This is a genomic window from Variovorax sp. SRS16, from assembly GCF_901827165.1.
Classification (GTDB): Bacteria; Pseudomonadota; Gammaproteobacteria; order Burkholderiales; family Burkholderiaceae_C; genus Variovorax.
This window is the reverse complement of the sequence record NZ_LR594666.1, coordinates 4,336,953-4,360,012: the sequence shown is the minus strand read 5'-3', so window position 1 is coordinate 4,360,012 and position 23,060 is coordinate 4,336,953. Positions and strand designations below refer to the sequence as shown.

25 protein-coding genes are annotated in these 23,060 nt (G+C 69.2%); 14 read left to right on the top strand and 11 right to left on the bottom strand.

Translation table 11 applies throughout. The annotated features are described in order from the left end of the window. Positions 1-6: 6 nt before the first annotated feature. Complete coding sequence (locus E5P2_RS21045; RefSeq protein ID WP_162569109.1) at positions 7-393, bottom strand: RidA family protein; 387 nt, start codon at positions 391-393, stop codon at positions 7-9. Between the two features lie 160 nt (positions 394-553). Here E5P2_RS21045 and E5P2_RS21040 point away from each other — a divergent pair, with 160 nt between their 5' ends. The 8 genes from E5P2_RS21040 to E5P2_RS21005 are packed head-to-tail and all read left to right on the top strand — an operon-like array spanning position 554 to position 9,625. After that, positions 554-2,122 (top strand): ABC transporter substrate-binding protein, encoded by a 1,569-nt coding sequence (locus E5P2_RS21040; protein WP_162569108.1) that lies wholly within the window; start codon positions 554-556, stop codon positions 2,120-2,122. Positions 2,123-2,130: 8 nt separating this feature from the next. Next, positions 2,131-3,072 (top strand): ABC transporter permease, encoded by a 942-nt coding sequence (locus E5P2_RS21035; protein ID WP_162569107.1) that lies wholly within the window; start codon positions 2,131-2,133, stop codon positions 3,070-3,072. 10 nt (positions 3,073-3,082) lie between these two features. Then, positions 3,083-3,922: an ABC transporter permease gene (locus E5P2_RS21030; protein ID WP_162569106.1), complete on the top strand. Its 840-nt coding sequence runs from the start codon at positions 3,083-3,085 to the stop codon at positions 3,920-3,922. Then, positions 3,922-4,953 carry an ABC transporter ATP-binding protein gene (locus E5P2_RS21025; RefSeq protein WP_162569105.1) on the top strand — a complete coding sequence of 344 codons (1,032 nt, stop codon included), beginning with the start codon at positions 3,922-3,924 and terminating at the stop codon, positions 4,951-4,953. The genes E5P2_RS21030 and E5P2_RS21025 overlap by 1 nt, the downstream gene beginning before the upstream one ends. After that, positions 4,950-5,954 carry an ABC transporter ATP-binding protein gene (locus E5P2_RS21020; protein ID WP_269475696.1) on the top strand — a complete coding sequence of 335 codons (1,005 nt, stop codon included), beginning with the start codon at positions 4,950-4,952 and terminating at the stop codon, positions 5,952-5,954. The genes E5P2_RS21025 and E5P2_RS21020 overlap by 4 nt, the downstream gene beginning before the upstream one ends. Positions 5,955-5,956: 2 nt before the next feature. Beyond that, complete coding sequence (locus tag E5P2_RS21015) at positions 5,957-7,249, top strand: amino acid deaminase (RefSeq protein ID WP_443083522.1); 1,293 nt, start codon at positions 5,957-5,959, stop codon at positions 7,247-7,249. Positions 7,250-7,260: 11 nt separating this feature from the next. Then, positions 7,261-8,160 carry a MurR/RpiR family transcriptional regulator gene (locus E5P2_RS21010; RefSeq protein WP_162569103.1) on the top strand — a complete coding sequence of 300 codons (900 nt, stop codon included), beginning with the start codon at positions 7,261-7,263 and terminating at the stop codon, positions 8,158-8,160. Continuing rightward, the gene (locus tag E5P2_RS21005) at positions 8,153-9,625 is read left to right on the top strand and encodes an N-acyl-D-amino-acid deacylase family protein (protein WP_162569102.1); all 1,473 of its coding nucleotides are present in this window, start codon (positions 8,153-8,155) and stop codon (positions 9,623-9,625) included. Before E5P2_RS21010 ends, E5P2_RS21005 begins: the two co-directional genes overlap by 8 nt. Here the strand turns inward: E5P2_RS21005 and E5P2_RS21000 are convergent. Continuing rightward, positions 9,622-9,921 carry an ORF6N domain-containing protein gene (locus E5P2_RS21000; RefSeq protein ID WP_232080782.1) on the bottom strand — a complete coding sequence of 100 codons (300 nt, stop codon included), beginning with the start codon at positions 9,919-9,921 and terminating at the stop codon, positions 9,622-9,624. The genes E5P2_RS21005 and E5P2_RS21000 overlap by 4 nt on opposite strands. Next, positions 9,918-10,217 carry a hypothetical protein gene (locus tag E5P2_RS20995; RefSeq protein ID WP_162569101.1) on the bottom strand — a complete coding sequence of 100 codons (300 nt, stop codon included), beginning with the start codon at positions 10,215-10,217 and terminating at the stop codon, positions 9,918-9,920. Before E5P2_RS20995 ends, E5P2_RS21000 begins: the two co-directional genes overlap by 4 nt. 67 nt (positions 10,218-10,284) lie before the next feature. Here E5P2_RS20995 and E5P2_RS20990 point away from each other — a divergent pair, with 67 nt between their 5' ends. Next, positions 10,285-11,628: a chloride channel protein gene (locus E5P2_RS20990; RefSeq protein WP_162569100.1), complete on the top strand. Its 1,344-nt coding sequence runs from the start codon at positions 10,285-10,287 to the stop codon at positions 11,626-11,628. A gap of 11 nt (positions 11,629-11,639) precedes the next feature. On the opposite strand, the gene E5P2_RS20985 is transcribed toward E5P2_RS20990, so the two are convergent. Beyond that, positions 11,640-12,080 carry a carboxymuconolactone decarboxylase family protein gene (locus tag E5P2_RS20985; RefSeq protein ID WP_162569099.1) on the bottom strand — a complete coding sequence of 147 codons (441 nt, stop codon included), beginning with the start codon at positions 12,078-12,080 and terminating at the stop codon, positions 11,640-11,642. A 98-nt stretch (positions 12,081-12,178) separates the two neighbouring features. On the opposite strand from E5P2_RS20985, the gene pdxR reads away from it, so the two are divergent. Beyond that, on the top strand, positions 12,179-13,612 hold the full coding sequence (pdxR, locus tag E5P2_RS20980; RefSeq protein ID WP_162569098.1) for a MocR-like pyridoxine biosynthesis transcription factor PdxR: 1,434 nt from the start codon (positions 12,179-12,181) through the stop codon (positions 13,610-13,612). 52 nt (positions 13,613-13,664) lie between these two features. Here pdxR and E5P2_RS20975 read toward each other — a convergent pair whose 3' ends face one another. The 7 genes from E5P2_RS20975 to E5P2_RS20945 all read right to left on the bottom strand — a co-directional run bounded on the left by E5P2_RS20975 (position 13,665) and on the right by E5P2_RS20945 (position 20,275). Next, positions 13,665-15,119 (bottom strand): nitronate monooxygenase, encoded by a 1,455-nt coding sequence (locus tag E5P2_RS20975; RefSeq protein ID WP_162569097.1) that lies wholly within the window; start codon positions 15,117-15,119, stop codon positions 13,665-13,667. A gap of 23 nt (positions 15,120-15,142) precedes the next feature. Then, a complete protein-coding gene (locus E5P2_RS20970; RefSeq protein WP_162569096.1) occupies positions 15,143-15,598 on the bottom strand; it encodes an RrF2 family transcriptional regulator in 456 nt (151 codons plus the stop codon). A 30-nt stretch (positions 15,599-15,628) separates the two neighbouring features. Further along, complete coding sequence (locus E5P2_RS20965; RefSeq protein WP_162569094.1) at positions 15,629-16,036, bottom strand: group III truncated hemoglobin; 408 nt, start codon at positions 16,034-16,036, stop codon at positions 15,629-15,631. 183 nt (positions 16,037-16,219) lie between these two features. Further along, positions 16,220-17,260, bottom strand: a complete 1,041-nt coding sequence (locus E5P2_RS20960; protein ID WP_162569092.1) for a VWA domain-containing protein — start codon at positions 17,258-17,260, stop codon at positions 16,220-16,222. Next, the gene (locus E5P2_RS20955; protein WP_162569090.1) at positions 17,257-18,249 is read right to left on the bottom strand and encodes a DUF58 domain-containing protein; all 993 of its coding nucleotides are present in this window, start codon (positions 18,247-18,249) and stop codon (positions 17,257-17,259) included. The genes E5P2_RS20960 and E5P2_RS20955 overlap by 4 nt, the downstream gene beginning before the upstream one ends. Continuing rightward, positions 18,230-19,252: an AAA family ATPase gene (locus tag E5P2_RS20950; RefSeq protein WP_162569088.1), complete on the bottom strand. Its 1,023-nt coding sequence runs from the start codon at positions 19,250-19,252 to the stop codon at positions 18,230-18,232. The genes E5P2_RS20955 and E5P2_RS20950 overlap by 20 nt, the downstream gene beginning before the upstream one ends. A gap of 33 nt (positions 19,253-19,285) precedes the next feature. Beyond that, on the bottom strand, positions 19,286-20,275 hold the full coding sequence (locus E5P2_RS20945) for a S1C family serine protease (protein WP_162569086.1): 990 nt from the start codon (positions 20,273-20,275) through the stop codon (positions 19,286-19,288). 86 nt (positions 20,276-20,361) lie between these two features. On the opposite strand from E5P2_RS20945, the gene E5P2_RS20940 reads away from it, so the two are divergent. The 4 genes from E5P2_RS20940 to E5P2_RS20925 all read left to right on the top strand — a co-directional run bounded on the left by E5P2_RS20940 (position 20,362) and on the right by E5P2_RS20925 (position 23,059). Beyond that, entirely contained in the window at positions 20,362-21,222 is an 861-nt protein-coding gene (locus E5P2_RS20940) for a TatD family hydrolase (RefSeq protein ID WP_162569084.1), read from the top strand. 124 nt (positions 21,223-21,346) lie between these two features. Beyond that, the gene (locus tag E5P2_RS20935) at positions 21,347-21,736 is read left to right on the top strand and encodes a hypothetical protein (protein ID WP_162569082.1); all 390 of its coding nucleotides are present in this window, start codon (positions 21,347-21,349) and stop codon (positions 21,734-21,736) included. 61 nt (positions 21,737-21,797) lie between these two features. Beyond that, the gene (locus tag E5P2_RS20930; protein ID WP_162569080.1) at positions 21,798-22,298 is read left to right on the top strand and encodes a DNA-deoxyinosine glycosylase; all 501 of its coding nucleotides are present in this window, start codon (positions 21,798-21,800) and stop codon (positions 22,296-22,298) included. Next, positions 22,298-23,059 carry a spermidine synthase gene (locus E5P2_RS20925; RefSeq protein WP_162569078.1) on the top strand — a complete coding sequence of 254 codons (762 nt, stop codon included), beginning with the start codon at positions 22,298-22,300 and terminating at the stop codon, positions 23,057-23,059. Before E5P2_RS20930 ends, E5P2_RS20925 begins: the two co-directional genes overlap by 1 nt. Position 23,060: the final 1 nt, after the last annotated feature.

Here is a 23,060-nt window from a genome sequence, read left to right as displayed (position 1 = left end):
GCTGCCTCACTTCGGCTTGTAGGCCACCACGTCGATCTCGACCTTGGCATCGACCATCAGCCGCGCCTCGGTGGTCGAACGGGCCGGGCGGCCGTTGCCGAAGTAGCCCATGTAGACGCGGTTGAAGGCGCCGAAGTCGCGCGCGTCCTGCAGCCACACGGTGGTCTTGCAGACATCGTCGAAACCCGCGCCGGCCAGCGCGAGCACCGACTTCAGGTTCTCCATCACCTGGCGCGTCTGCGCCTCGATGCCGCCGGTGACGATCTCGCCGTCCGCGCCGGCCGGCACCTGGCCCGACACGTAGATGAAATCGCCTGCGCGCACGGCCGGCGAGAAGGGACGGACCTGGCGGTCCGAGGCGGTGGGCGAGGTGCCGAGGTACTCGAGAGGCATGGAAAGGTCTCCGTGGGTGTGGGCGATGGATATGAAAGTATATTTCAGTAAAAACCAGAGTCTCTAGGGTTTCTACTGGTGATTTGGCGAAGTCTCTGCCTCAAAGTCGCCGTCGAAGAAATTAATTTTCAAAACTCGGCGATCAACGACAGGAGCTCCCATGCCTCACGACGCTTTTCTTCCGGGCCTCTGCGCCTCCCTCTCGAAGCGCAGCCTGCTCGGCGCCGGCCTGCTCGCACTGCTGTGCGCGGTGGCGCCCGCACAGGCCCAGGCGCCGCGCAACTACGCGACCCTCGCGATGGTCGCCGAGCCGCAGACGCTGGACCCGATGGCGTCCACCGCCGACCTCGTCGGCACGATCATGCAGCACGTCTACGAGACGCTCTACACCTTCGACGGCAAGTGGAACGTGGTGCCGATGCTCGCAGAGTCGATGCCGAAGATCTCGGCCGACGGCAAGAGCTACGCGATCACGCTGCGCAAGGGCGTCATGCTGCACAACGGCCGCGAACTCAACGCCGACGATGTGGTCGCGAGCCTGCAGCGCTGGATCGAGCAGTCGCCGCGCGGCAAGGCCGTGGGCAAGGAGATCGACAGCCTCAAGGCCAAGGGGCCGCTCAATGTCGAGCTGGTGCTCAAGGAACCCTATGCGCCGCTGCTCGCGCAGCTCGCGCTGCCGAGCGGCATGGCGGCGATCATGGCCAAGGACTCGATCGCGCAGCCGCTGACGAACTTCGTCGGCACCGGCCCCTACAAGTTCAAGGAACGCAAGCCCGATCAGTACGTGCTGCTCACGCGCTTCGACAAGTACAGCGCGCGCAAGGAGCCCGCCAGCGGCTACGGCGGCAAGCGCGAGGCGGCCATCGAAGAGCTGCGCTTCGTGCCGGTGCCCAATGCGAGCACGCGCGTCGAGGGCGCGCTCGCCGGCCAGTACGACTACGCCGATCTGCTGCCGGTGGAAGCGCTGCCGCGGCTCGAGAAATCCGGCGGCAAGACGGTGCCGATCATGACGCCGGCCTTCGGCTTTCCGTACCTCGTCTTCAACACCAGGGAAGGCGTGGCCGCGAGCCAGCCGGAGCGGCAGGCGATCCAGACCGCGCTGGGCGAGGGCGAGATGCTGGCCGCCGGCTTCGGCGACAACCGCTTCTTCGTCGCCGAGGGCAACCATTTCCCGAAGGGCTCGCCTTTCTATTCGACCGCCGGCACCGAGCTCTACAACCAGCGCAACGCACCCAAGGCCAAGGAGATGGCGGCCAAGGCCGGCTACAAGGGCGAGCCGATCCGCGTGCTGACCAGCCGCCAGTACGACTTCCACTACAACATGGCGCTGCTGATGGCCGAGCAGCTCAAGCGCGCCGGCTTCAAGGTCCAGCTCGACGTGGTCGACTGGGCCACGCTGGTACAGCGCCGCAACGATCCGAAGCTGTGGGACATCTACGTCACGCATTCGGGCCAGTTCCCCGAGCCGATGCTGTCGCCGCCGCAACTGGGCGACGATGCGCCGGGCTGGTGGAACACGCCGGCCAAGAAGGCCGCGCTGCAGGCCTTCAACCTCGAAAGCGATCCGGCCAGGCGCGGTGCGCTGTGGGGCAAGGTGCAGCAGGTGGTGTATGACGAAGTGCCTTATGTGAATGTCGGCAAGTTCAATGGGCTGTCGGCGAAGAGCCCCGCGCTGGACAACTACCAGCCCGCCACTTGGCCGTTCTTCTGGAACGCACGCATCAAGTAAGCCCGGCCATGCTGCGTTATCTCGCGTCCCGCGCGGCGGGCATGCTGGTGGTGCTGGCCATCGTCGCGGTGCTGGTCTTCATCCTCACGCGCGCCGCATCGGGCGATCCGGTCTCGGTGCTGCTCGGCGATCAGGCGACGGCCGCCGACATCGCGCGCGTGCAGAAGGAATACGGCCTCGACAAGCCGCTGCCGGTGCAGTTCGGCTACTGGCTGCGCGAGGTGCTGCAGGGCAATCTGGGCCAGTCGATCTTCCTGCAGCGCCCGGTCACGCAGGCGCTGGCGGAACGCGCCGAGCCGACCACGCTGCTGTCGCTGATGGCGGTCGCGATCGCAGCGCTGATCGGGCTGCCCTGCGGCATCGTGTCGGCGGTGTTCCGCGGGCGCGCGGTCGACCAGCTGTTCACCGGCATCGCGATGCTGGGTGCGAGCATTCCGAGCTTCTGGCTCGGCATCGTGCTGATCCAGATGTTCGCGGTGTCGCTCGGCTGGTTTCCGGTCTCGGGCTACGGCGCGCCCGATGCGCCGCTGGCCGAACGCCTGCATGCGCTGATCCTGCCGGCCACGGTGCTCGGGCTGCTCAACTCGGCGCTGATCATCCGCTTCACGCGCGCCTCGATGCTCGACGTGCTGGGCGAGGACTATGTGCGCACGGCGCGCTCCAAGGGCCTGGCCGAAACCACGGTGGTGCTGAAGCACGCGCTGCGCAACGCGCTGGTGCCGATCGTCACGGTGCTGGGCCTGACGGCCGCGCTGATGATCGGCGGCGCCGTCGTGACCGAGACGGTGTTCGGCCTGCCGGGCGTCGGCAGCCTGGTGGTGAACGCGGTGCTGCGGCGCGACTACCCGGTGATCCAGGGCGCGCTGCTGGTGATCGCGGCGATCTATGTGCTGATCAATTTCTCGATCGACCTGCTGTATGTCTTGGTCGATCCTCGCGTCAAGGTCTGAGGGCGCAACGATGAAGCTTCCGAGAATGCTGCGCCAGCTGATGCATCGCCGCATCGTGATGGTGTCGGCCGTGGTGCTGCTGATCATCGCGGTGCTGGCGATCGGCGCGCCGTGGTTCGCCTCCGCGGACCCCAACGACACGGCCGTGCTCGAACGTCTCAAGCCGCCCAGTGCCGAACATCTGCTGGGCACCGACGAACTGGGCCGCGACATGTATGCGCGCATCATCCACGGCGCGCGCTACTCGCTGGCGATCGCGGCGCTGACGGCGCTGGGTTCGGTGATCGCCGGCACCGCGCTCGGGCTCATTGCGGGCTTCTTCCGTCGGCTCGATGCGCCGCTGATGCGCGTGGTCGACGCCATGATGTCCTTCCCCGACATCCTGCTGGCGATCGCGCTGGTCGCGATCCTCGGCGCCTCGCTGGGCAACGTGGTGCTGGCGCTGGTGCTGGTCTACACGCCGCGCGTGGCGCGCGTGGTGCGGGCTTCGACGCTGGTGGTGCGCGAGCTGCTGTTCGTAGAGGCGGTGCGTGCGCTCGGCGTGCGCACCTCGCGCATCCTGTGGCGCCACATCCTGCCGAACTTGATGTCGCCGATCCTGGTGCAGGTGTCCTTCATCTTCGCCTACGCGATCCTGGCCGAGGCCGGATTGTCCTTTCTCGGCGTCGGCGTGCCGCCCGAGATTCCGACCTGGGGCACCATGGTCGCGGGCAGCCAGCAGTATGCGGACCGGGCCTTCTGGGTCGTGCTGTTCCCGGGGCTGGCGATCATCTTCACCGCGCTGTCGCTGCAATTGCTGGGCGATGGCGTGCGCGATCTGCTCGACCCAAAGTTGAAGAAGGCGGTGTGATGACGACGCCCATTCCACGCCTCGCGGTGCGCAACCTCGGCACCTCGTTCCCGACCGAGGAAGGCCTCGTGCGCTCGGTGGCCGAGGTCAGCTTCTCGATCCTGCCGGGCAAGACCACCGCGCTGGTCGGCGAGTCGGGTTCGGGCAAGTCGGTCACCAGCCTGACGCTGATGCGCCTGCTGCCCAAGACCGCCGACGCGCAGGTCACCGGCGAGACCGCTTTCGCGACGCGTGACGGCCGCACGGTCGACCTGCTGACGCTCGGCGACCGCGACATGCGGCGCCTGCGCGGCAACGAGCTTGCGATGATCTTCCAGGAGCCGATGACCTCGCTCAACCCGGTGTTCACCATCGGCGAGCAGATCGCCGAGAGCGTGCGCCTGCACAAGGGCCTGGACCGCCGGGCCGCGCTCGCGCATGCGCTGCGCATGCTCGAGCTGGTCGAGATCCCGGCCGCGGCGCGGCGCCTGCACGAGTACCCGCACCAGCTCTCGGGTGGCATGCGGCAGCGCGTGATGATCGCGCTGGCGATGGCCTGCGATCCGACACTGCTGATCGCCGACGAACCGACCACCGCGCTCGATGTCACGATCCAGGCGCAGATCCTTCAGCTGATGCGCCGGCTGCAGGCCGAGACCGGCATGAGCATCCTCTTCATCACGCACAACCTCGGCGTGGTCGCGCACCATGCCGACGACGTGGTGGTGATGTACGCGGGGCGCGTGGTCGAGCGTGCGCCGGTGCGGCCGCTGTTCGCCGCGCCCGAGCATCCGTACACGCAGGGCCTGCTCGCATGCCTGCCGGGCAAGGCCCATTTGCGCGGCCAGCCGAGGCCGAAGCGCCTGTTCGCGATCCGAGGCCAGGTGTCGAGCCCGCTCGCGCCGCCGCCGGGCTGTGCCTTCGAGCCGCGCTGCGACCAGGCGATCCCGGCCTGCCGCGAGGCGATGCCGCCGCTGATCGACACGCAGGCCGACCGGCAGGCGCGCTGCATCCGCGTGCCCGCTGTCGCGACGCTGGCGCGCGCCGCATGAACGCGACGACAGAAAGACCCACGACGATGCAGACCGTCCCGCTGATCGAGGTCAAGGGCCTCAAGAAATACTTCGGCACCGGCGAGCGCCCGGTGCGCGCCGTCGACGATGTCTCGTTCGCGGTCCGTGCCGGCGAGACGCTGGGCCTGGTCGGCGAATCGGGCTCGGGCAAGAGCACCATCGGCCGCACGCTGCTGCGCCTGGTCGAGCGCACCGAGGGCGAAGTGCTGTATCGCGGCGACGACATCGGCAGACTCTCGGGCGGCCAGATGCGCAAGCTGCGCAGCAAGCTGCAGATCATCTTCCAGGATCCGTACGCGAGTTTGAATCCCAAGATGCGCATCAGTGCGATCCTCGGCGAGGCGCTGTCCACGCACGGCCTGGCCAAGGGGCGGGGCGCGCGCGAACGCCGCATCGCCGAGCTGCTCGAGACCGTCGGCCTGCGCGCCGAGCATGCGAGCCGCTTCCCGCACGAGTTCTCGGGTGGCCAGCGGCAGCGCATCGGCGTCGCGCGCGCGCTCGCGGTCGAGCCCGAGTTCATCGTCGCCGACGAGCCGCTGTCGGCGCTCGATGTCTCGATCCAGTCGCAGGTCATCAACCTGCTGGCCGACCTGCGCGAGCGCCTGTCGCTCACCATGCTCTTCATCTCGCACGACCTCGACGTGGTCGAATACCTGTGCGACCGCGTGGTGGTGCTGTACCTCGGCAAGGTGATGGAAGTGGCGAGCACGGCCGAGCTGTTCGAGCGCCCGCTGCATCCCTACACGCAGGCACTGCTGGCCGCGAGCCCGAAGCCCGATCCGCTGCTGCCCAACGACCATGTCGCATTGAAGGGAGACATCCCGAGCCCGATGGCGCCGCCCTCGGGCTGCGTCTTCCGCACCCGCTGCCCGCATGCCATCGAAGCCTGCGCGCAAACCGTGCCGCCGCTCGACGAGCTGGCGCCCGGCCATTTTTCCGCCTGCATCCGCAAGGACCTGATTCAGATCGCATCGACATGACCATGGAACACGACAACCTCATCGATCCGGTGTTCGACACCGGCTTCAAGGGCTACCCGCGCACGCAGGCGCCGCGCCGGCGCAGCGAGATCGGCGCCGCCGGATGGAACGTGCTGGCCGGCGACCTACCGCTGCCGCTCGCATTGCTCAAGCGCGAGGCGCTGGAACACAACCTCGCGTGGATGCAGGCGCGCGTGCGGCAATGGGGCATCGACATCGCGCCGCACGGCAAGACCACGATGTCGCCGCAGCTCTTCAGGCGCCAGCTCGATACCGGCGCCTGGGGCCTGACCTTCGCGACGGTCACGCAGCTCGCGGTCGGCGTCGCCGCCGGCGCGCGGCACACGCTGATCGCCAACCAGGTGGTGAGCGACGAGGACCTGGCCGGCATCCAGCTGCTGCTGCGCGCGCACGAGGGACTGCGCATCGTGTTCCTGGTCGACTCGCCGGCGCAGCTCGCGCTGATCGAGGGCTGGGCTGCGCGCCATGCGGACAGCCGTCCGTTCGAGGTGATGCTGGAGATCGGCGTCGCGGGCGCGCGCACCGGCTGCCGCACGCACGAGGAAGCGGTCGCACTCGCCACCGCGGTGCATGCCAGCGCGGCGGTCCGGCTGGCCGGCATCGAATGCTACGAAGGGCAGGGCGCGACCGGCGAGAGCAAGCCCGACACCGACTACACGAACACGCTGATGGACCGCGTGGAAGCCGTCGCGCGCCATTGCGAGACCCACGGCCTCTTCGAAGGCAGCGAGGTGCTGGTGTCGGCCGGCGGCTCCGCGCTGTACGACCTGGTCGCGGTGCGCCTGCGGCCGGCGCTCGGGCTGCCGGTGCGCGGCCTGCTGCGCTCGGGCTGCTACGTGACGCACGACCATGGCACTTACCAGCGGCTTCAGGTGTCGATCGACGCGCGCCTCGGCTGCGCGGCCGGCGAAAGCCTGCGTCCCGCGATGGAAGTCTGGGCCACGGTGCAGTCCTGCCCCGAGCCGCGGCTCGCGATCGTCGCGATGGGCAAGCGCGATGTGTCCTTCGACCTCTCGATGCCGGTGCCGATCGCGCGCGCACCGCGCGGCGCGCTCGCCGCCTCGGCGGTGCCGGCGAGCTGGGAGATCACGGCCTTGAACGACCAGCACGGCTACCTGCGCTGGGACGCGGCCGACGATGCGCTGGCACCGATGGTCGGCGAGCGTGTGGGCTTCGGCATCTCGCACCCGTGCACCACCTTCGACAAGTGGCACTGGATGCCGATCGTCGAGGACGACTACCGCGTGAGCGACGCGGTATCGATGCATTTCTGAACAGGCCGCTCATGACATCGTCCCTGCTCCAGAAGATGGCCGAGGTGCGCAACAACGCGCCCTCGACGCGGCGCGCCATCCTCGACCTGATCCTCGAAGACCCCGACCGCGTGCTGGAAGAAAGCTTCGAAGCGCTGGCCGAGCGCTCGCGCAGCTCGGTGCCGACCATCATGCGTACCTGCCGCGATCTCGGCTTCGCGGGCCTGCGCGAATTCAAGCTCGCGCTCGCGCAGGAGCTCGCGCTCGGCGGCTCGCCGCTGCATCGGCGCGTGAACATCGCCGACGCGGCCGACGAAGTGGTCGCCAAGATCTCGCGCAGCGCGGCCGCATCCGTCTCGGGCGTGCGCAGCCAGCTCGACATGGCGGTGCTCGACGGCGCGGTGGCTGCGATCGCCGCGGCGCCGCACGTGGACCTGTATGGCGCCGGCGCGACCTCGTGGTTCATGGCCAGCGACCTGCAGGCGCGGCTGTTCCGCCTCGGCCTGTCGGCCAATGCGTGGTCCGACTACCACCTGCAGCAGGTGGCCGGTGCGGCGCAGCGGCCCGGCGGCGTGGTGATCGCGATCACGCACGTCGGCGGCATGCCCTCGCTGCTCGATGCGGTCGATATCGCGCGCGGGCAGGGCGCCAAGGTGGTCGCGATCACGCGGCCCGGCACGGCGCTGGCGGCGCGCGCGGATTTCCTGCTGGCGCTGTCGGTGCCCGACGATGCGGTGATGCATGTGGGCATCGATGCCTACCTCACGCACCTCACCGTGATCGAGATCCTCACCGTGCTGGTTGCGCAGCGCCGCGGCGAACCCGCAGTGCAGCGGCTGCAGCGCGCACGTGAGGCCTTCCAGCGCCACGGTATCGATGCGCGCGTGCATCCCTTGCAGAGCTGGGATGGCGGAGGCGTCAAGCATGGCTGAACGCGCACAGGCCACGCTGCTCGAAGGCGGCCTCGTCGTCGACGGCACGGGCAACCCGAGCTGGCCGGGCGACGTGCTGTGGGTCGGCGACCGCATCGTCGCGCTGGGCGAAGGCCTGCGCCAGCGCTTGCCCGAAGGCATCGACCCCGCCGCGCTCGACACCATCGGTTGCCATGGCAAGGTGATCGCGCCCGGCTTCATCGACGCCCACACGCATGACGATGCGATCGTGATGCGCGACCCGCTGTGCCTGCCGAAGATCTCGCAGGGCATCACGACCGTCGTCACCGGCAACTGCGGCATCTCGCTCGCGCCCTACCGCACTGCGCAGAGCCGGCCGCCGCTGACGCTGCTGGGCATCGACTCGTTCCTGCATGCGACGATGGGCGAGTACCGCGCGGCGGTGGATGCGGCACAGCCGGCGCTCAATGTCGCCTCGCTCGTCGGCCACACCACGCTGCGCTTCGCGACCATGGATGCGCTCGACCGGGCCGCGACCGGCGACGAGCTCGCGCGCATGGGGGCCTTGCTCGACGACTGCATGAAGGAAGGCGCGCACGGCCTCTCGTCAGGACTCTTCTATGAAGAATCCTTCGCCGCGCCGGCCGAGGAAGTGACCGCGCTCGCGCGCATCGTCGCGCGCCATGGCGGCGTCTATGCGACCCATCTGCGCAGCGAGATGGCGGCCATCATCGAGGCCATTCACGAAGCCGGCGACAGCGCCTTCGATGCCGGCGTGCCTCTGGTGATCTCGCACCACAAGTGCGCCGGCCCCGCCAACTGGGGCCGCACGCGGGAGACGCTGCCGCTGATCGATGCGCTCGGCGGGCGGCAGGACATCGCGCTCGATGTCTATCCCTACGTCGCCGGCTCCACCGTGCTGCGCGAGGACCTGGTCGACGGCGTGATCGACATCCTGCTGACCTGGTCCGATCCGCATCCTGGCGTCACCGGCCGCATGCTCGCCGACGTGGCGCGCGAATGGGGCGTGGACCAGAAGGAAGCCTGCCGCCGCCTGCAGCCCGGCGGCGCCTGCTATTTCCAGATGAACGAGGAGGACGTCGAGCGGGTGATCGCGCATCCGCGCACCATGATCGGCAGCGACGGCCTGCCGCACGACCGCCATCCGCATCCGCGTCTCTGGGGCGCGTTCCCGCGCGTCTTTGCGCGCTACTGGCGCGAGCGCAAGCTCTTCACGCTGGAGCAGGCGGTGCACAAGATGACGGGGATGACGGCGCGCAACCTGCGCATCGCCGATCGCGGGCAACTGAAGGTCGATGCGTTTGCGGACGTGGTGGTGTTCGACCCGGCGACGATTGCCGATACCGCGACCTACGACCGGCCGCGCAGCGCGAGCACGGGGATCGAGCGAGTGTTCGTGAATGGGGTTTGCGCGTTTCGGGGTACGGAGGAAAAGCCCGAGGTTCTGGCGCGTGCGGGGCGAATGTTGACGCGTGCGGCCTAGCGGGCCGTGCGTTCGTCCGAGTGGAGCACACAGGGCGCAGTGCGCCGGCCGCCGCGGCCCGTGTTTGAGGTCACAGTTTGTGACCTCAAAGCCGCCCACTCCTCGGGAGAGAGCTGGAACATGAAATCCACTGGAAAGCGTTCGGCATTGCGCTTGACTGCCTGGACCCGCACCTTGGTCTGCACGTCGTAGAGCACAGCCAGATCGGCATCGAGCATCACGCGCTGTTCGCGCAGCGCCAGGATGCGGCTCTTGATGTGCGGTTGCGGCGGTGAGTCGGAGGCTCTTGTGCTCAAGGCCGCGGTTCAGTCTCGATGTTCACCTCCCGCCGGCACCGCATGTCCGTCATCCGCACCACCAGCGGCGCGCTGTCGATCGACGGGCCGGTGGGCTCGGTCGCGCCCCAGCGGTTGCGCGCGAGTTCGACCTCGTAGCGCTGCTGCCAGTTCTTGCCCATGGTGCGTTCCATGCAGCGCTGCATGTCGACGTAGCGTCCGCTCATGTCGGCGGCGTCGCTCGATGCGGCGAGGGCGGAAAGGGGCAGCAGGAGCGCGAGGCCTGCAAGGGCGATGAAGCGGTGGGAATGAAGCATCGGATGGGGCAGTGGGAGGGGGTCGATGCGGCCGTAGTTTAATCACCCCTGTCTCCGGCCCGTCGCGATGTCTTCCATCATTCCCCCCGAACCGCCCCGTCAAGCCCCGATCGGGCGCACCCGATTCCACGTCCTCGCGCCCACCGCGCGCACCGTCCGGCTCTGGATCTGGGCCGCCGTTGCCGGCGCGCTGGCCGCCGCGGCGACCATGGGCTTTCGGTGGCTGACGCAGCAGGTCGAGCGGCTCGCGACCGGCCACACCGGCGGGCTGGTGGAGGCGGCGCTCTCGCTGCCGCCCTGGCATCGCGCGCTGGTCTGCGCGGTGGGCGGCCTGCTGGCCGGGCTGGCGCTGCACGTGGGCGGCCTGTGGGCGGCGCGCGGCAAGCGCGGCAACCGCAACCTCGACTACATCGACGCGGCGCGCGCCGGCCGCGTCGACCTGAACGACCGCACGACGCTGACGCGCACGCTGTCGGCGTTGATCTCGGTCGGCACCGGCGCCTCGATCGGCCGCGAAGGGCCGATGGTGCAGCTGGCGGCCTGGCTCGGTGCGCGGCTGGCGCGCGTGGTGGCGATCGATCCCGAGCAGCGCAACGCGATCATGGTCTGCGGCATCGCGGCCGGCATCGGATCGGCCTACCACGCGCCGGTGGCGGGCGTGGTGTTCGTGCTGGAACTGGCGCTCGGCTTCTTCGCCCGCCACACGGTGGCGCCGGTGCTGATCGCCTCGGCGACGGCGAGTTCGCTGATCTACTGGCTGGTGGAACCGAAGCCGCTCTACGCAATGCCTTCGGTGGTCATGGCGCCGACCAGCCTCGGCATCGCGCTGCTGGCCGGCATCGTGTTCGGCGGCCTCGGATGGGGGCTGCTGACGCTGCTCGAGAAAAGCAAGAGCTGGTTCTCCCACATCGGCTCGCTGCCGCTGCGGCTGGGCCTGGGCGGCGTGCTGGTCGGGCTGCTGTCGGCCGGCGTGCCGCAGGTCTGGGGCAATGGCTACAGCGTGGTCTCCGACGTGCTGCAGGGCGGCCAGGCCTGGCAGTGGCTCGCGCTGGTGCTGCTGACCAAGGTGGCGGCGACGGCGCTGAGCTCGGGCAGCGGCGCGATCGGCGGCGTGTTCACGCCGTCGCTCTTCGTCGGCGCGACGGCCGGCAGCGTGATCGCGCAGGTCGCCTCGCTGTGGCTGCCCGCAGCCTGGGTGGGCGACCCGCGCGTGCTCGCGGTGCTGGGCATGGCGGCAGTGCTGAGCGCTGTGACGCATGCGCCGCTGATGGCGATCGTGATGGTGCTGGAGATGACCAACCAGTTCCAGCTCACGGTGCCGGTCATGCTGGCCTGCGGCGTCGCCTATGCGATCAGCACGCAGTTCGGCGTCAAGCCGCTCTACGGGAACCCGATCGAAGGGCCGCGCTGAGCGGCGCGGCTTCAGGCTGCGAGTGCCTTGCGAAAGCCGATCGACAGGCGGTTCCAGCTGTTGATCACGCCGATCGCCAGCGTCAGGTTGACCCGTTCGCTTTCGCTGAACTGAGCGCTGAGCGCTTCGTAGTCCGCATCGGGCGCATGCGTTTCGCCGATGCGGGTGATCGCCTCGGTCCAGCCGAGCGCGGCGCGTTCGCGCGGCGTGAAGAAGGGCGTCTCGCGCCACACCGGCACGGCGTAGAGGCGGCGTTCGGTCTCGCCCTTCTTGCGCAGGTCGCTGCTGTGCATGTCGACGCAGAAGGCGCAGCCGTTGATCTGCGAGGCGCGCAGCTTGACGAGGTCGAGAAGGGCCGGCTCGAGGCCGAGCTTGCCGATGGCGACCTCCAGCGCGATCAGTGCCTTGAGGGCGTCGGGCGAGGCCTTGTAGAAATCGAGTCGTTGTTCCATGGCGGGCTCCTGGGTGGTGGATGACGATGGATCGATGTTAGAAAGCAGCGGCCCGTCCGGCGGCAGCCAATCCGGGGCATTTGCAGGAGGCCAATCGCATGGAGTTGCATGTCGTCATCAAGGGTGACCGGGATCTGACCGGGCAGCTCTACCGGCAGCTGAAGGACGCGATCCGCGCCGGGCGCCTGGTCGCGGGCGAGAAGCTGCCGCCCTCGCGGCTGCTGGCCGAGCAGCTCGGCCTCTCGCGCAAGACAGTGGCGGAAGCCTACGCACGGCTCGGCTTCGACCAACTGCTGGTCGGCCGCGTCGGCAGCGGCACCTTCGTCGCGGATGCGATCAAGCCCAAGGCGCCGCCGGCTGCCGCCGCACGCTTCGCCGGCGCTTCTGCCATCGAGCGCTGGATCCGCATGGATACGCCGCTGCGCCATTCCGCGCCGGCCGGCCACTCGCGCTACGAATACATCGGCGGCGCACCGGCACGCAGCCTGTTCCCGCACGACGAATGGCGCCGCTGCGTGCTGCATGCGCTGCGCCAGGGTGCGCGCTCGCGCGGCCTCTACGGGCCGGTGGAAGGCTTGCCCGAACTGCGCGCGGCGATCGCGCGGCATGCCGCGTTTTCAAGGGGCGTGCGCTGCGGCATCGACGACCTCATCGTGACCAACGGCGCGCAGCAGGCGCTCGACCTGGTGGCGCGCGTGCTGGTCGAGCCGGGTTGCATGGTCGCGGTCGAAGAGCCCGGCTATCCGCCGGCACGGCAGCTGTTCGCGGCGCAGGGCGCGCAGGTGGTCGGCGTGCCGGTCGATGCCGAAGGGCTGCAGGTCGCGTGCATCCCCGACGGCACGCGACTGATCTACGTGACGCCGGCGCACCAGTTCCCGCTCGGCATGCCGATGAGCGTGCGCCGCCGCGAAGCGCTGCTGGCGCGCGCGCAGGCGCTTGGCGCGATCGTCGTCGAGGACGACTACGACAGCGAGTTCCGCTACGAGGGCCGCCCCGCCGATTCGCTGCAGAGCATGGACCGCGATGGCATCGTGGCCTTCGTCGGCACCTTCTCGAAGACGATGTCACCCGAGCTGCGCATGGGCTACCTGATCGCGCCGCCGGCCATCCTGCAGGCGGTGTGCATCGCCAAGCACCTGAGCGATTGGCACACCTCCACGCCGGCACAGTGGGCGTTGGCCAAGTTCATCGTCGACGGCCATCTGCAAAAGCACATCCGGCGCTGCCACGCGGCCTACGCCGAGCGGCGCGAACGGCTGATGCGCCGCTTCGACGGCGACCTGTCGCCATGGTTCGAGCGCGTGCCGGCCACCGCGGGCATCCACATGACCGCGCTGTGCCGGCGGCCGATCGACATGGACATGCTGCTGCGGCTGGCGCGGCGGGTCGACGTCGGGCTCTACACGCTCGAGGGCTTCCATCATTTCGGCCCTGCACGGCAGGGCCTGATGGTGGGCTACGGCGCGATCGAGCGCGCGGACATCGATCCGTCGCTGGACCGTGTGCGCGACATCCTGCTGCAGATGAATTGAACGCGCGGGCGCGGCGGCCCCGTGGCCCCGCGGCCCGCGATCCGGATGGATCTCAGCTGCGCTGCATGGCCTCGCTGTTGGTCACGTGGGTCTTCAGGATTTCGTCCAGCTCCGCCTTGACGAAGGCATCGTCGCAGAGCGGCAGCTGCGCCTCGATGCGCCGGATGACCCAGCGCTGCCCGCGGTCGACGAAGGCCAGGCGTTCGTCCAGGTTCGCAATGGCCATGGCCTTGTCATGGAAGGCGCCGATCTCCCGCGTCGGCTCGATGCCGAGGTGCGCGAGGCAGGCCGTCAGGCGGCGGCAGCTGTCGGCCTCGCCCTGGCGGACCTGCTCCAGCAGCCGGCGTGCCGCGGCGTCGCGGGTCTGGCTCAGGCTGGATGCGGCCACCCGGGCGCCCGCGCGCTCGGCTGCGAGCAGTTCCTGGAGCACGGCCACCAGCGCCGCCTGCCCGGCCGAGGCCGCGGGTGCGGGGGTGGCCGCAGGCGCTTCGACGGGACGCGGCGCGGTGGCCCTGGCTTCCAGCCGGTCGAGGCAGGCCTCGGCCTGTGCCACGAGCTGGCGCAGCCGGTCGCCGGCGCTGCACAGATCATGGATCTGCCCGCACGACTGGCCGGCATAGATCGCCATGTCGTCGATGTCGCCGGTCGCATCCTCCAGCGGCGAATCGGTCGAGAACAGATGGACCGGCGCGCCGTCCTGGGCGCCGATCACCGGCGTGGCACGCTGCGCGTACAAGGCATCGTGGCGGCCCTCGGTCACCGCATTGCGCAGCACTCGCACCGGTGCGGGCATCGGCCAGTTGCGGAAGAACTTCTCGGTCAGCAGCGTGTCGGCCGCGCCGGATTCGACGAGCCGCTGCTTGTGATGCGCATGCGCGTTGGCCTCGTGCGTGGCGAGAAAGGCCGAGCCGCAGCTGATGCCCTGCGCGCCCAGCGCCAGCGCGGCGACCAGCGCCTCGCCGCTGGCGATGCCGCCCGATGCCACCACCGGCACCGGACTCAGCGCGACGATCTCGGGCAGCAGCGCGAAGGTCGAGATCTGTCCGCGCACATGGCCGCCCGCTTCCACACCCTGGGCGATCAGCACGTCGGCGCCGGCGCGCAACGCCGCTTCGGCGTCGGCCGCCGATCCGACCTGATGGATCACGCGCACGCCCTGCGCCTTCAGGCGCCGGACGAGGTCCGCATCGACGTCCCAGAACAGCGCGATCACCGGCACCGACAGCGCGAGGCAGACCTCGACCTGCGCGTCGAGCAGGCCGCGCTCGGTGGCGGCCGGGATCAGGTTGACGGCGAAAGCGCGGTCGCTGAGACGCCGGTAGGCCTCGATCTCGGCGCGCACGCGCTCGGGCGGTTCGCGCACCATGCCCAGGCAGCCGAAGCCGCCCGCGTTGCTCACCGCCGCGGCGAGCCGGTGGCGCGCGACGCCGCCCATGCCCGCGCAGAGGATCGGCCATTCGCAATCGAGGATCTGGACCAGCGGCGTATGCAGGGCAGCAGGGGTCATGGCGGGCGAGCGATGGGGTGGTTCTAGGAAAGGCGTGCGCTCTTCAGCGCGATGCGGCGCATCGGGTGCATGCCCGGGTCGGGCGCAGGCAGCACGTCGGCGAGCGTGACGCCATCGAGGTGCGCGAGGAAGCCTTCCAGCGCGCCGCGCAACACGCCGGTGAGGCGGCAATGGCCGGTGAGCGTGCAGGCATTGCCGGCGCCGAAGCATTCGACCAGCTGGAAGTCGGGCTCGATGCCGCGCACTACCGCGCCCAGGTTGATGTCCTCCGGCGCATGGGCCAGGCGCATCCCGCCGCCCTTGCCGCGCACCGTCTCGATCCAGCCTTGCAGGCCGAGCTGGTGCGTGATCTTCATGAGATGCGCTTCCGACACCGCATGGGCCTCGGCAATCTCGGCGATGGTGCACAGCCGGTCCGGGCGTTGCGCCACGTACATCAGCAGGCGCACCGCGTAGTCGGTCATCGTGGTCAGGCGCATCGCCGTCTCCTTGCGAGCCGCTGCGCCGCGTCAGCCATGAGGGGCGAGCGCCGAGGGCAGTTCGTCCGGCCGGCGGCTGACCTGGTAGCCGTACCAGAGACTCTGGGCGATCCGCTCGGCCATCGCATCGGCGTACTGGCCCATCGCCTGGTTGGGATGGGCCGCGGTGGTCTCGTGGAACAGTGCCAGCCAGCGCTGGAACAGCTCGGCATTCAGCCCCGGCAATGCCACGTGCCGCGGCATCGGCGCGCCGGTGAAGCGCCCGGTGCCGCGCAGCACCGCCGACCAGAAATCCGTCAGCCGGGACAGATGGCTGTCCCAATCGTGCACGTGGCTCTCGAAGATCGGCCCCAGCATCGCATCGCGCCGGACCTTGGCATAGAAGGCATGCACCAGCGCCCTCACTTCATCGTCGCTGCAAAGATCCGTGCGGGGCAAGTCGTTCTCCGGTGGTGATTGCGATAAGAGCGATTATAAATAGATCTTTTGATGAGCGCCGCCCCACCGGTGAACACGCGGGCTTGATTCCAGAAACACCGCGGATCCGGCTTTGCCGGTCCGCCGGTGTTGCCCCCGGCAGGGGGTGGGCGGCTACACGAAGTGAGCGAGCCTGGGGGCGAGTCAAAGGATTCTGTTGAACCAGAGCAGGGAGAGGCCTGCAGAGAGAAGTGCCAACACCGCGGCACCCAGCGCGAACAGCGCCGAGATCTCGGTCTCCTTCTTCTCGACCGTGAGGCGCGAACTCAGGCTGGTGTAGACCTTCTTGAGATCGGTCGCGGTACCGGCATAGAAGTATTCGGCCGAGGTCTTGTTGGCGATGGCCTTGAGCGTGTCTTCGTCGAGCCGCACGCGCATCGACCAGCCTTCGAAGCCGATGGTTTCGCCATCGACCGTGCCGATGCCCACGGTGTAGATGCGAATGCCGCGGTCGGCCGCCGCCTTGGCCGCATCGAGCGGGTCGACGCCGGTGGTGCGCTGGCCGTCGGTCAGCATGATGATCGCGGCCGAGGTGTACGAGCCGGGCGCGACCGGCGTGAACTCCTTGTCGGGGCCCTTGCCCGCGCGATCGAGCGATTCGCCGCGCTGGCGCGATCGCGGCCCGAAGTCGGAGATGTCGATGCCCGCATTCGGGAACAGCGTGGCCAGCGAGATCACGATCGCGTCGCCGGTGGCGGTCGCGCGCTGCAGTTGGAAGGAGTCGATCGCGGTCACCAGGTCGTCGCGGTTGGTCGTCGGCAATTGCGCGACCTGCGCGCTGCCCGCGAAGGCGACGATGCCGACCCTCACGCTGCGCGGCAGTTCCTTCAGGAAGCTCTTGGCCGCTTCCTGCGCGGCCACCAGGCGGTTGGGCTGCACGTCGGCCGCGCGCATGCTGCCGGAGACGTCCATCGCAAGGATGATGGTCTGCTGGTTCGAGGGCAGCACCACCTCGGCCATCGGCCGTGCGGCGGCGATCAGCAGCGCGATGATGGCCAGCAGGAACAGGAAGGGCGGAATGTGCCGGCGAATGGTCTGGCCGGCGCCCATTGCCTCGCGCACGATCGAGAGACTCGCATAGCGCAGCGCGAGCTTCTTCTTGCGCCGCAGCAGCCACAGGTAGAGCAGCACCAGCAGGGGTGTCGCGAGCAGGAGCCAGAGGAACTGGGGCCAGAGGAAGTTCATGCTGCCACCGCCTTCGGATTCGGCGACCCGGCGCGCAGGCGGCGCTTGCGCATGTCGGCAAAGCGCACGATGGCTTCGACCAGGTCGTCGTGGGTCGAGAGTTCGAGCGTGTCGACGCCGATCTTCGCCAGCGACTCGCGCAGGGTGTTCTCGCGCTCGACCGCGATGCGCGCGAAGCGCTTGCGAAAGCCCGCGTCATGCGTGTCGACCCAGAGCTGTTCGCCGGTCTCGGCATCGCGCAGCGGCACCAGGCCGAGGTCGGGCAATTCGAGTTCGAGCGGATCGAAGAGGCGCACCGCGACCACTTCATGGCGCTGCGCCAGCCGCCCGAGCGGTCGTTCCCAGCCGGGCTGGCTCAGGAAGTCGGACACCACGAACACGGTCGAGCGGCGCGGCATCAGCACGGCGGCCGACTTCAGCAGGTCGGCCAGCCGCGTCATGCCCTTCGGGTCGGGCATGACCTTGGCGGCGCGGCGTTCCATCGCATGCAGCAGGTGCAGCACATGCCGGCGGCCGCTGCGCGGCGGGATCACGGCTTCGACGTCGTTGCCGTAGACCAGCGCGCCGACGCGGTTGCCGTGCCGCGTGAGCAGCCGGGCCAGCACGCCGACGAAGCCGGCCGAGATCTCGCGCTTGGCGCGCGCGCCCGAGCCGAAGTCGACCGAGCGGCTCAGGTCGAGCACGAACCAGGCGGCCATCTCGCGGTCTTCGGTGAACACGCGCACGTGCGGCACCTGCAGCCGCGCGGTGACGTTCCAGTCGATGTGGCGCACGTCGTCGTGGTGCTGGTACTCGCGCAGGTCGGCCAGGTCGAGCCCGGTGCCGCGCATCAGCGTGCGGTAGTCGCCCTGCAGCAGGCCGTCGAGCCGGCGGATCACGGTCCATTCGAGGCGGCGCAGCGCGCGTTCGACGCCGCTCGCCGCGGCCTCGGCCGCCGCGAGCTGCTCGTCGTTCGCCGCCTTCGTGCGTCTAGGCCACCAGCTTTTCATGTTCGAGAGGTTTCGCGGGTGCAGGCACGGCCCGCATGATCCGATCGATGAGGGCGTCCGGCGTGAGGCCTTCGGACAGGCCTTCGTAGGACAGCGTCACGCGATGGCGCAGCACGTCGGGCACCAGTGCGCTCATGTCCTCGGGCAGCGCGTAGCTGCGGCCGCGCAGCAGCGCGAGCGCACGCGCGCCTTCGGTCAGGTGGATGCTGGCGCGCGGGCTGGCACCGAAGGTGATGAAGCGCTTCATGTCCTTGAGCCCGTGCTTGTCGGGCGTGCGCGTGGCCGACACCAGCCGGACCGCGTACTGGATCAGCGAGGGATCGACATAGATGCGCCGCGCCTCGGCCTGCAGCAGCGCGAGCTGGTCGGTGGTGGCGACCGGCACCGCCGTGACCGGCGGGCCGATCACGCGCTCGACGATCACGAACTCTTCCTCGTCGGAGGGATAGTCGACCAGCACCTTCATCATGAAGCGATCGACCTGGGCCTCGGGCAGCGGGTAGGTGCCCTCGGTCTCGATCGGGTTCTGCGTTGCCATCACGAGGAAGGGCCGCGGCACCGGGTGCGAGACGCCTGCGATGGTGACCTGCCGCTCCTGCATCACCTCCAGCAGCGCGCTCTGCACCTTGGCGGGTGCGCGGTTGATTTCGTCGGCCAGCAGCAGGTTGGCGAAGACCGGGCCGAGCGAGGTGCTGAAGTCGCCGGTCTTCTGGTTGTAGATGCGCGTGCCCACGAGGTCGGCCGGCACCAGGTCGGGCGTGAACTGGATGCGCTTGAACTGGCCGCGCACGGTGTCGGCCAGCGTGCGCACGGTGAGCGTCTTGGCAAGGCCCGGCACGCCTTCGACCAGCAGGTGGCCGCCGGCCAGCATCGCGACCATCACGCGTTCGAGAAAACGGTCCTGGCCGACCACGATGCGCTTGACCTGGTAGAGGATCTGCTCCATCAGTTCGGCGGTGGCGCTCGCGCTCGCGTCGGCGCTCGGTTCGGTCTCTGTGCTCATGCGTGTGCTTTCGGAGAATGATCGGGGAAGGGATCAGAAAGGCGGCGAGCCGATGGCGGAGGCGGCGTTCTCGATCGGCATCGCGAAGCCGATGCCGATGAAGGTGCGTTGCTGGGTCGGGTTGAGGATGGCGGTGACGATGCCGATCACCTCGCCGTCCATGTTGATCAGCGGGCCGCCCGAATTGCCCGGATTGGCGGCGGCATCGAACTGGATCAGGTTGCCCAGTTCCTGCTTGCCCTCGGGCGAGCGGAACGAGCGGTTGAGGCCCGACACCACGCCGGCCGATACCGACGGGCCGATGCCGAACGGAAAGCCGACGGCCGCGACCTGATCGCCCGGCCGCAGGTCGGCGGTCGAGCGCATGGTGGCCGGGATCAGGTCGTCCGGCAGCTTCTGCGCCTGCAGCACGGCGAGGTCGTTCTCGGGCTGTGTGCCGGTGATGGTCGCGGGCGACTCGAGGCCGTCGAAGAAGGTGACCTTGATGGTCTCGGCACCGGCGACCACGTGCAGGTTGGTGAGGATCACACCCTTGTCGACGATCACCACACCGGTGCCGACGCCGCGCTCCACCTGCTGCCCGGGCGCCGTCGTGGCGTCGGCCGGGCGCCCCTTGGCCAGGTTGCGGCCGCGCTTCTCGGTCCTGGCTTCGGGCGCGGTCTTCTCGGTGCCGTAGCTCACCACGCGCACCACCGACGGCCGGATGATGTCCGCGGCCTTGGCGGCCGGCGAGGGCAAGGTGTTGGTCTGCAGCGTATGGAGCACTGCCGCGTCGATGTCCTTCTGCGTGAACTGGTGCGCACGCTGAGGCCACCACAGCGCGGCGCCGCTGCCGCCCAGGCCGATGCACAACGCGAGCAGCACCCAGAAGCTGCGGCGGCCCGGCTGCCAGCGCGACGCGGGCGGCGGCATCGGCGCGCCCGGCGCTTGCGGCTCGGCGGCATCGGAACCGTCGGGCATTCCGGGCGCCGCCGCATCCTGTGGCGCGCGGGTCGAGCGGCTGTAGAAAGCAGGCCTGCGCATCGGGCACCTCCGGCAAAAACGACGCTTGGAAGAGGCACGGTAGCACGCTTTGCGCGGTCGTGCATGCGTTCGGGCATCATCGCGCGATGGCCGCTTTCGTCGATACCCACTGCCACCTCGACGCACCCGAATTCGGTGCCGAGATGCCCGCCATCCGGTCACGCGCGGCGGCCCGGGGTGTGACGCTCTGTGTCATTCCCGCGGTGGCTGTTTCCAATTTCGCGGCGGTGCGCGAGCTCGCACACGGCCAGGGCGACGCGTATGCGCTCGGCATCCATCCGATGTGCACCGGCCGGGCCTCGGAGGAGGATCTTGCGCGGCTCGATGCCGAACTTGCCGCACGGCACGACGACCCGCGCCTGGTCGCGGTGGGCGAGATCGGACTCGACTTCTTCGTCGACGGCCTGGACCCTGAGCGGCAGGCGCACTTCTTTCACACCCAGTTGCAACTCGCCCGCAGGCACGCGCTGCCGGTGATCATCCATGTCAGGCGCTCGGTGGACCAGGTGCTCAAGCACTTGCGCCAGGCCGCACCGGGACAGGCATGGCATGGCATCGCGCACGCCTTCAATGGCAGCGAACAGCAGGCGCGGGCCTGCATCGGGCTCGGGCTCAAGCTCGGCTTCGGCGGCGCCGTGACCTTCGAGCGCGCCTTGCAGTTGCGCCGGCTGGCGACGGCGCTGCCGCTCGATGCCCTGGTGATGGAAACCGATTCGCCCGATATCCAGCCGCAATGGCTCTATCGCGCGCAGGCGCAGCGCGCGGCAGGCGCAGCGCAGGGCCGCAACGAGCCGGGCGAGCTGCCGCGCATCGCCGAGGTGGTCGCCGGTCTGCGCTGCATCGGGATCGCGGCGCTGGCCGAGGCCACCACGCGCAATGCGGTGGCGGCATTGCCGCGTCTGTCTTCGCTGATCGGCGTGTCGGTCGGCGAACCACAGCGTGCGTAGGTCAAGCGCCCGTCTTGCCGCTTCGTGGGTCGGCAGCGGATTTTTGGTGTCATCCTTAACGCCTGAGCAATCGTTGCATCCCAGTGGCAACTCAGTCACTCCATCCATCCAAGGAGCTTTCCTCATGAACAGATCCCTCATCCGCCTCGTGCCCGCCGCTCTTGCCGTGGCCCTGGCGTCCATCGGCTTCTCGGCCGTGGCGCAAACACAGCCGTCGACTGCGCCCAGCACCGTCGACAAGGTGGAGAACACCGGCAAGGAAGCATGGGACGCCACCAAGAGCGGCACCAAGAAGGCCTACAACGCCACCAAGCGGACCACGAAGAAGGCCTACCACGCGACCAAGCGTGGCGCCAAGAAGGCCGTCGGCGCCACGGAGCACGCGGCCGATGCCACCGGCCATGCCGTGAGCAATGCCGGCACCAAGGCCGCCGACAAGACCCGCGAGGTCGGCGACAAGATCGGCGAGAAGATCCCCGGCACGCCCCAGAACGAAGCCGCCAAGAAGCCCTGAGTCCCTTGGCCGGCCTGATCGCAAACCCGCTTCGGCGGGTTTTTTTCGTGCGCGTGCGTCCATGACGCCGCGGCTCGCGGGCCTCGCGCCGCTGGTCTCGCGGGACACACGGGTGCTGGTGCTCGGCAGCTTTCCCGGCGGCCGGTCGCTGGCCGAGCAGCAGTACTATGCCCACCCGCAGAACCACTTCTGGAAGATCTTGCAAGCCATCTGGCCCGACAGCCCGCTCCCCGCGGGCGCAGACAACTACCCGGCACGCGGCGCATGGCTGCTCGCGCGTGGCCTGGGCCTCTGGGACGTGTATGCCGCATGCGAACGGGAAGGCAGCCTCGATTCGGCCATCCGCAACCCGGTGGCGAACGACATCGCCGGCCTCCATCTGCCCCAGCTCGCCGCGATCGCGCACAACGGCGCCGAGAGCTTCAAGCATGCGCGCCACACCCAAGGTCTCGGCGTGCCCGTCTACCGGCTGCCTTCGTCGAGCGCGGCCAATGCGTCGTGGAGTTTCGCGCGCAAGCGCGAGGCCTGGCAGGGCGTGTTCCACCAGCACGGGCTGGTCTGATGGCAGTCCGGAAGGCCGCGACGGCCGCGCTGCCCGAAGTCAATTTCTCCGACTGGGGCGACGTGCGCTACCTGCACCTCGGCACCGAGTGGGTACAGGGCTCGATGAAGCTCGACGCGCCCTTCGAGATCGAGCTCGAGTACGTGCAGCGCATGATGGCCTGGCTGCTGTTCGTGGAGCCCGGCAGCGTGGCGCACCGCCATGCGATGCAGCTCGGCCTGGGTGCCGCGAGCCTGACCAAGTTCAGCCGCAAGACGCTGCGCATGCGCACCACCGCGATCGAATTGAATCCGCAGGTGGTGGCCGCCTGCCGCGGCTGGTTCAAGCTGCCGGCCGATGACGCCAGGCTGGAGGTCGTGATCGCCGATGCGGCCACCGAGATCCGACAGCCGCGCTGGCTCGGCACGGTCGATGTGCTCCAGGTCGATCTGTACGACCACGAGGCCGCCGCGCCGGTGCTCGACAGCGAAGCCTTCTATGCCGACTGCCGCGCTTTGCTGTCCGAGGACGGCTGCATGACGGTCAACCTGTTCGGCCGTTCGTCGAGCTACGAACGCAGCCTCGACAAGATCGCGGCCGCCTTCGGCCGCGATGCGCTCTGGGCCTTCCGGCCCACGCGCGAAGGCAATACCGTGGTGCTGGCGCAGCGCACCGCGACCCGCCCGAAGCGGCCCGAGCTTGCCGAGCGCGCCCAAAGCATCCAGACTCGATGGGGCCTGCCTGCGCCGAAATGGCTGCGGGTCTTCAAGACGCTGACCTGAC

What these genes read in the sequence shown, in the direction of transcription:
- E5P2_RS21045 (WP_162569109.1), bottom strand. Translation starts at nt 393, where the DNA reads ATGCCTCTCGAGTACCTCGGCACCTCGCCCACCGCCTCGGACCGCCAG.
- E5P2_RS21040 (WP_162569108.1), top strand. Translation starts at nt 554, where the DNA reads ATGCCTCACGACGCTTTTCTTCCGGGCCTCTGCGCCTCCCTCTCGAAG.
- E5P2_RS21035 (WP_162569107.1), top strand. Translation starts at nt 2,131, where the DNA reads ATGCTGCGTTATCTCGCGTCCCGCGCGGCGGGCATGCTGGTGGTGCTG.
- E5P2_RS21030 (WP_162569106.1), top strand. Translation starts at nt 3,083, where the DNA reads ATGAAGCTTCCGAGAATGCTGCGCCAGCTGATGCATCGCCGCATCGTG.
- E5P2_RS21025 (WP_162569105.1), top strand. Translation starts at nt 3,922, where the DNA reads ATGACGACGCCCATTCCACGCCTCGCGGTGCGCAACCTCGGCACCTCG.
- E5P2_RS21020 (WP_269475696.1), top strand. Translation starts at nt 4,950, where the DNA reads ATGAACGCGACGACAGAAAGACCCACGACGATGCAGACCGTCCCGCTG.
- E5P2_RS21015 (WP_443083522.1), top strand. Translation starts at nt 5,957, where the DNA reads ATGGAACACGACAACCTCATCGATCCGGTGTTCGACACCGGCTTCAAG.
- E5P2_RS21010 (WP_162569103.1), top strand. Translation starts at nt 7,261, where the DNA reads ATGACATCGTCCCTGCTCCAGAAGATGGCCGAGGTGCGCAACAACGCG.
- E5P2_RS21005 (WP_162569102.1), top strand. Translation starts at nt 8,153, where the DNA reads ATGGCTGAACGCGCACAGGCCACGCTGCTCGAAGGCGGCCTCGTCGTC.
- E5P2_RS20995 (WP_162569101.1), bottom strand. Translation starts at nt 10,217, where the DNA reads ATGCTTCATTCCCACCGCTTCATCGCCCTTGCAGGCCTCGCGCTCCTG.
- E5P2_RS20990 (WP_162569100.1), top strand. Translation starts at nt 10,285, where the DNA reads ATGTCTTCCATCATTCCCCCCGAACCGCCCCGTCAAGCCCCGATCGGG.
- E5P2_RS20985 (WP_162569099.1), bottom strand. Translation starts at nt 12,080, where the DNA reads ATGGAACAACGACTCGATTTCTACAAGGCCTCGCCCGACGCCCTCAAG.
- pdxR (WP_162569098.1), top strand. Translation starts at nt 12,179, where the DNA reads ATGGAGTTGCATGTCGTCATCAAGGGTGACCGGGATCTGACCGGGCAG.
- E5P2_RS20975 (WP_162569097.1), bottom strand. Translation starts at nt 15,119, where the DNA reads ATGACCCCTGCTGCCCTGCATACGCCGCTGGTCCAGATCCTCGATTGC.
- E5P2_RS20970 (WP_162569096.1), bottom strand. Translation starts at nt 15,598, where the DNA reads ATGCGCCTGACCACGATGACCGACTACGCGGTGCGCCTGCTGATGTAC.
- E5P2_RS20960 (WP_162569092.1), bottom strand. Translation starts at nt 17,260, where the DNA reads ATGAACTTCCTCTGGCCCCAGTTCCTCTGGCTCCTGCTCGCGACACCC.
- E5P2_RS20955 (WP_162569090.1), bottom strand. Translation starts at nt 18,249, where the DNA reads ATGAAAAGCTGGTGGCCTAGACGCACGAAGGCGGCGAACGACGAGCAG.
- E5P2_RS20950 (WP_162569088.1), bottom strand. Translation starts at nt 19,252, where the DNA reads ATGAGCACAGAGACCGAACCGAGCGCCGACGCGAGCGCGAGCGCCACC.
- E5P2_RS20945 (WP_162569086.1), bottom strand. Translation starts at nt 20,275, where the DNA reads ATGCGCAGGCCTGCTTTCTACAGCCGCTCGACCCGCGCGCCACAGGAT.
- E5P2_RS20940 (WP_162569084.1), top strand. Translation starts at nt 20,362, where the DNA reads ATGGCCGCTTTCGTCGATACCCACTGCCACCTCGACGCACCCGAATTC.
- E5P2_RS20935 (WP_162569082.1), top strand. Translation starts at nt 21,347, where the DNA reads ATGAACAGATCCCTCATCCGCCTCGTGCCCGCCGCTCTTGCCGTGGCC.
- E5P2_RS20930 (WP_162569080.1), top strand. Translation starts at nt 21,798, where the DNA reads ATGACGCCGCGGCTCGCGGGCCTCGCGCCGCTGGTCTCGCGGGACACA.
- E5P2_RS20925 (WP_162569078.1), top strand. Translation starts at nt 22,298, where the DNA reads ATGGCAGTCCGGAAGGCCGCGACGGCCGCGCTGCCCGAAGTCAATTTC.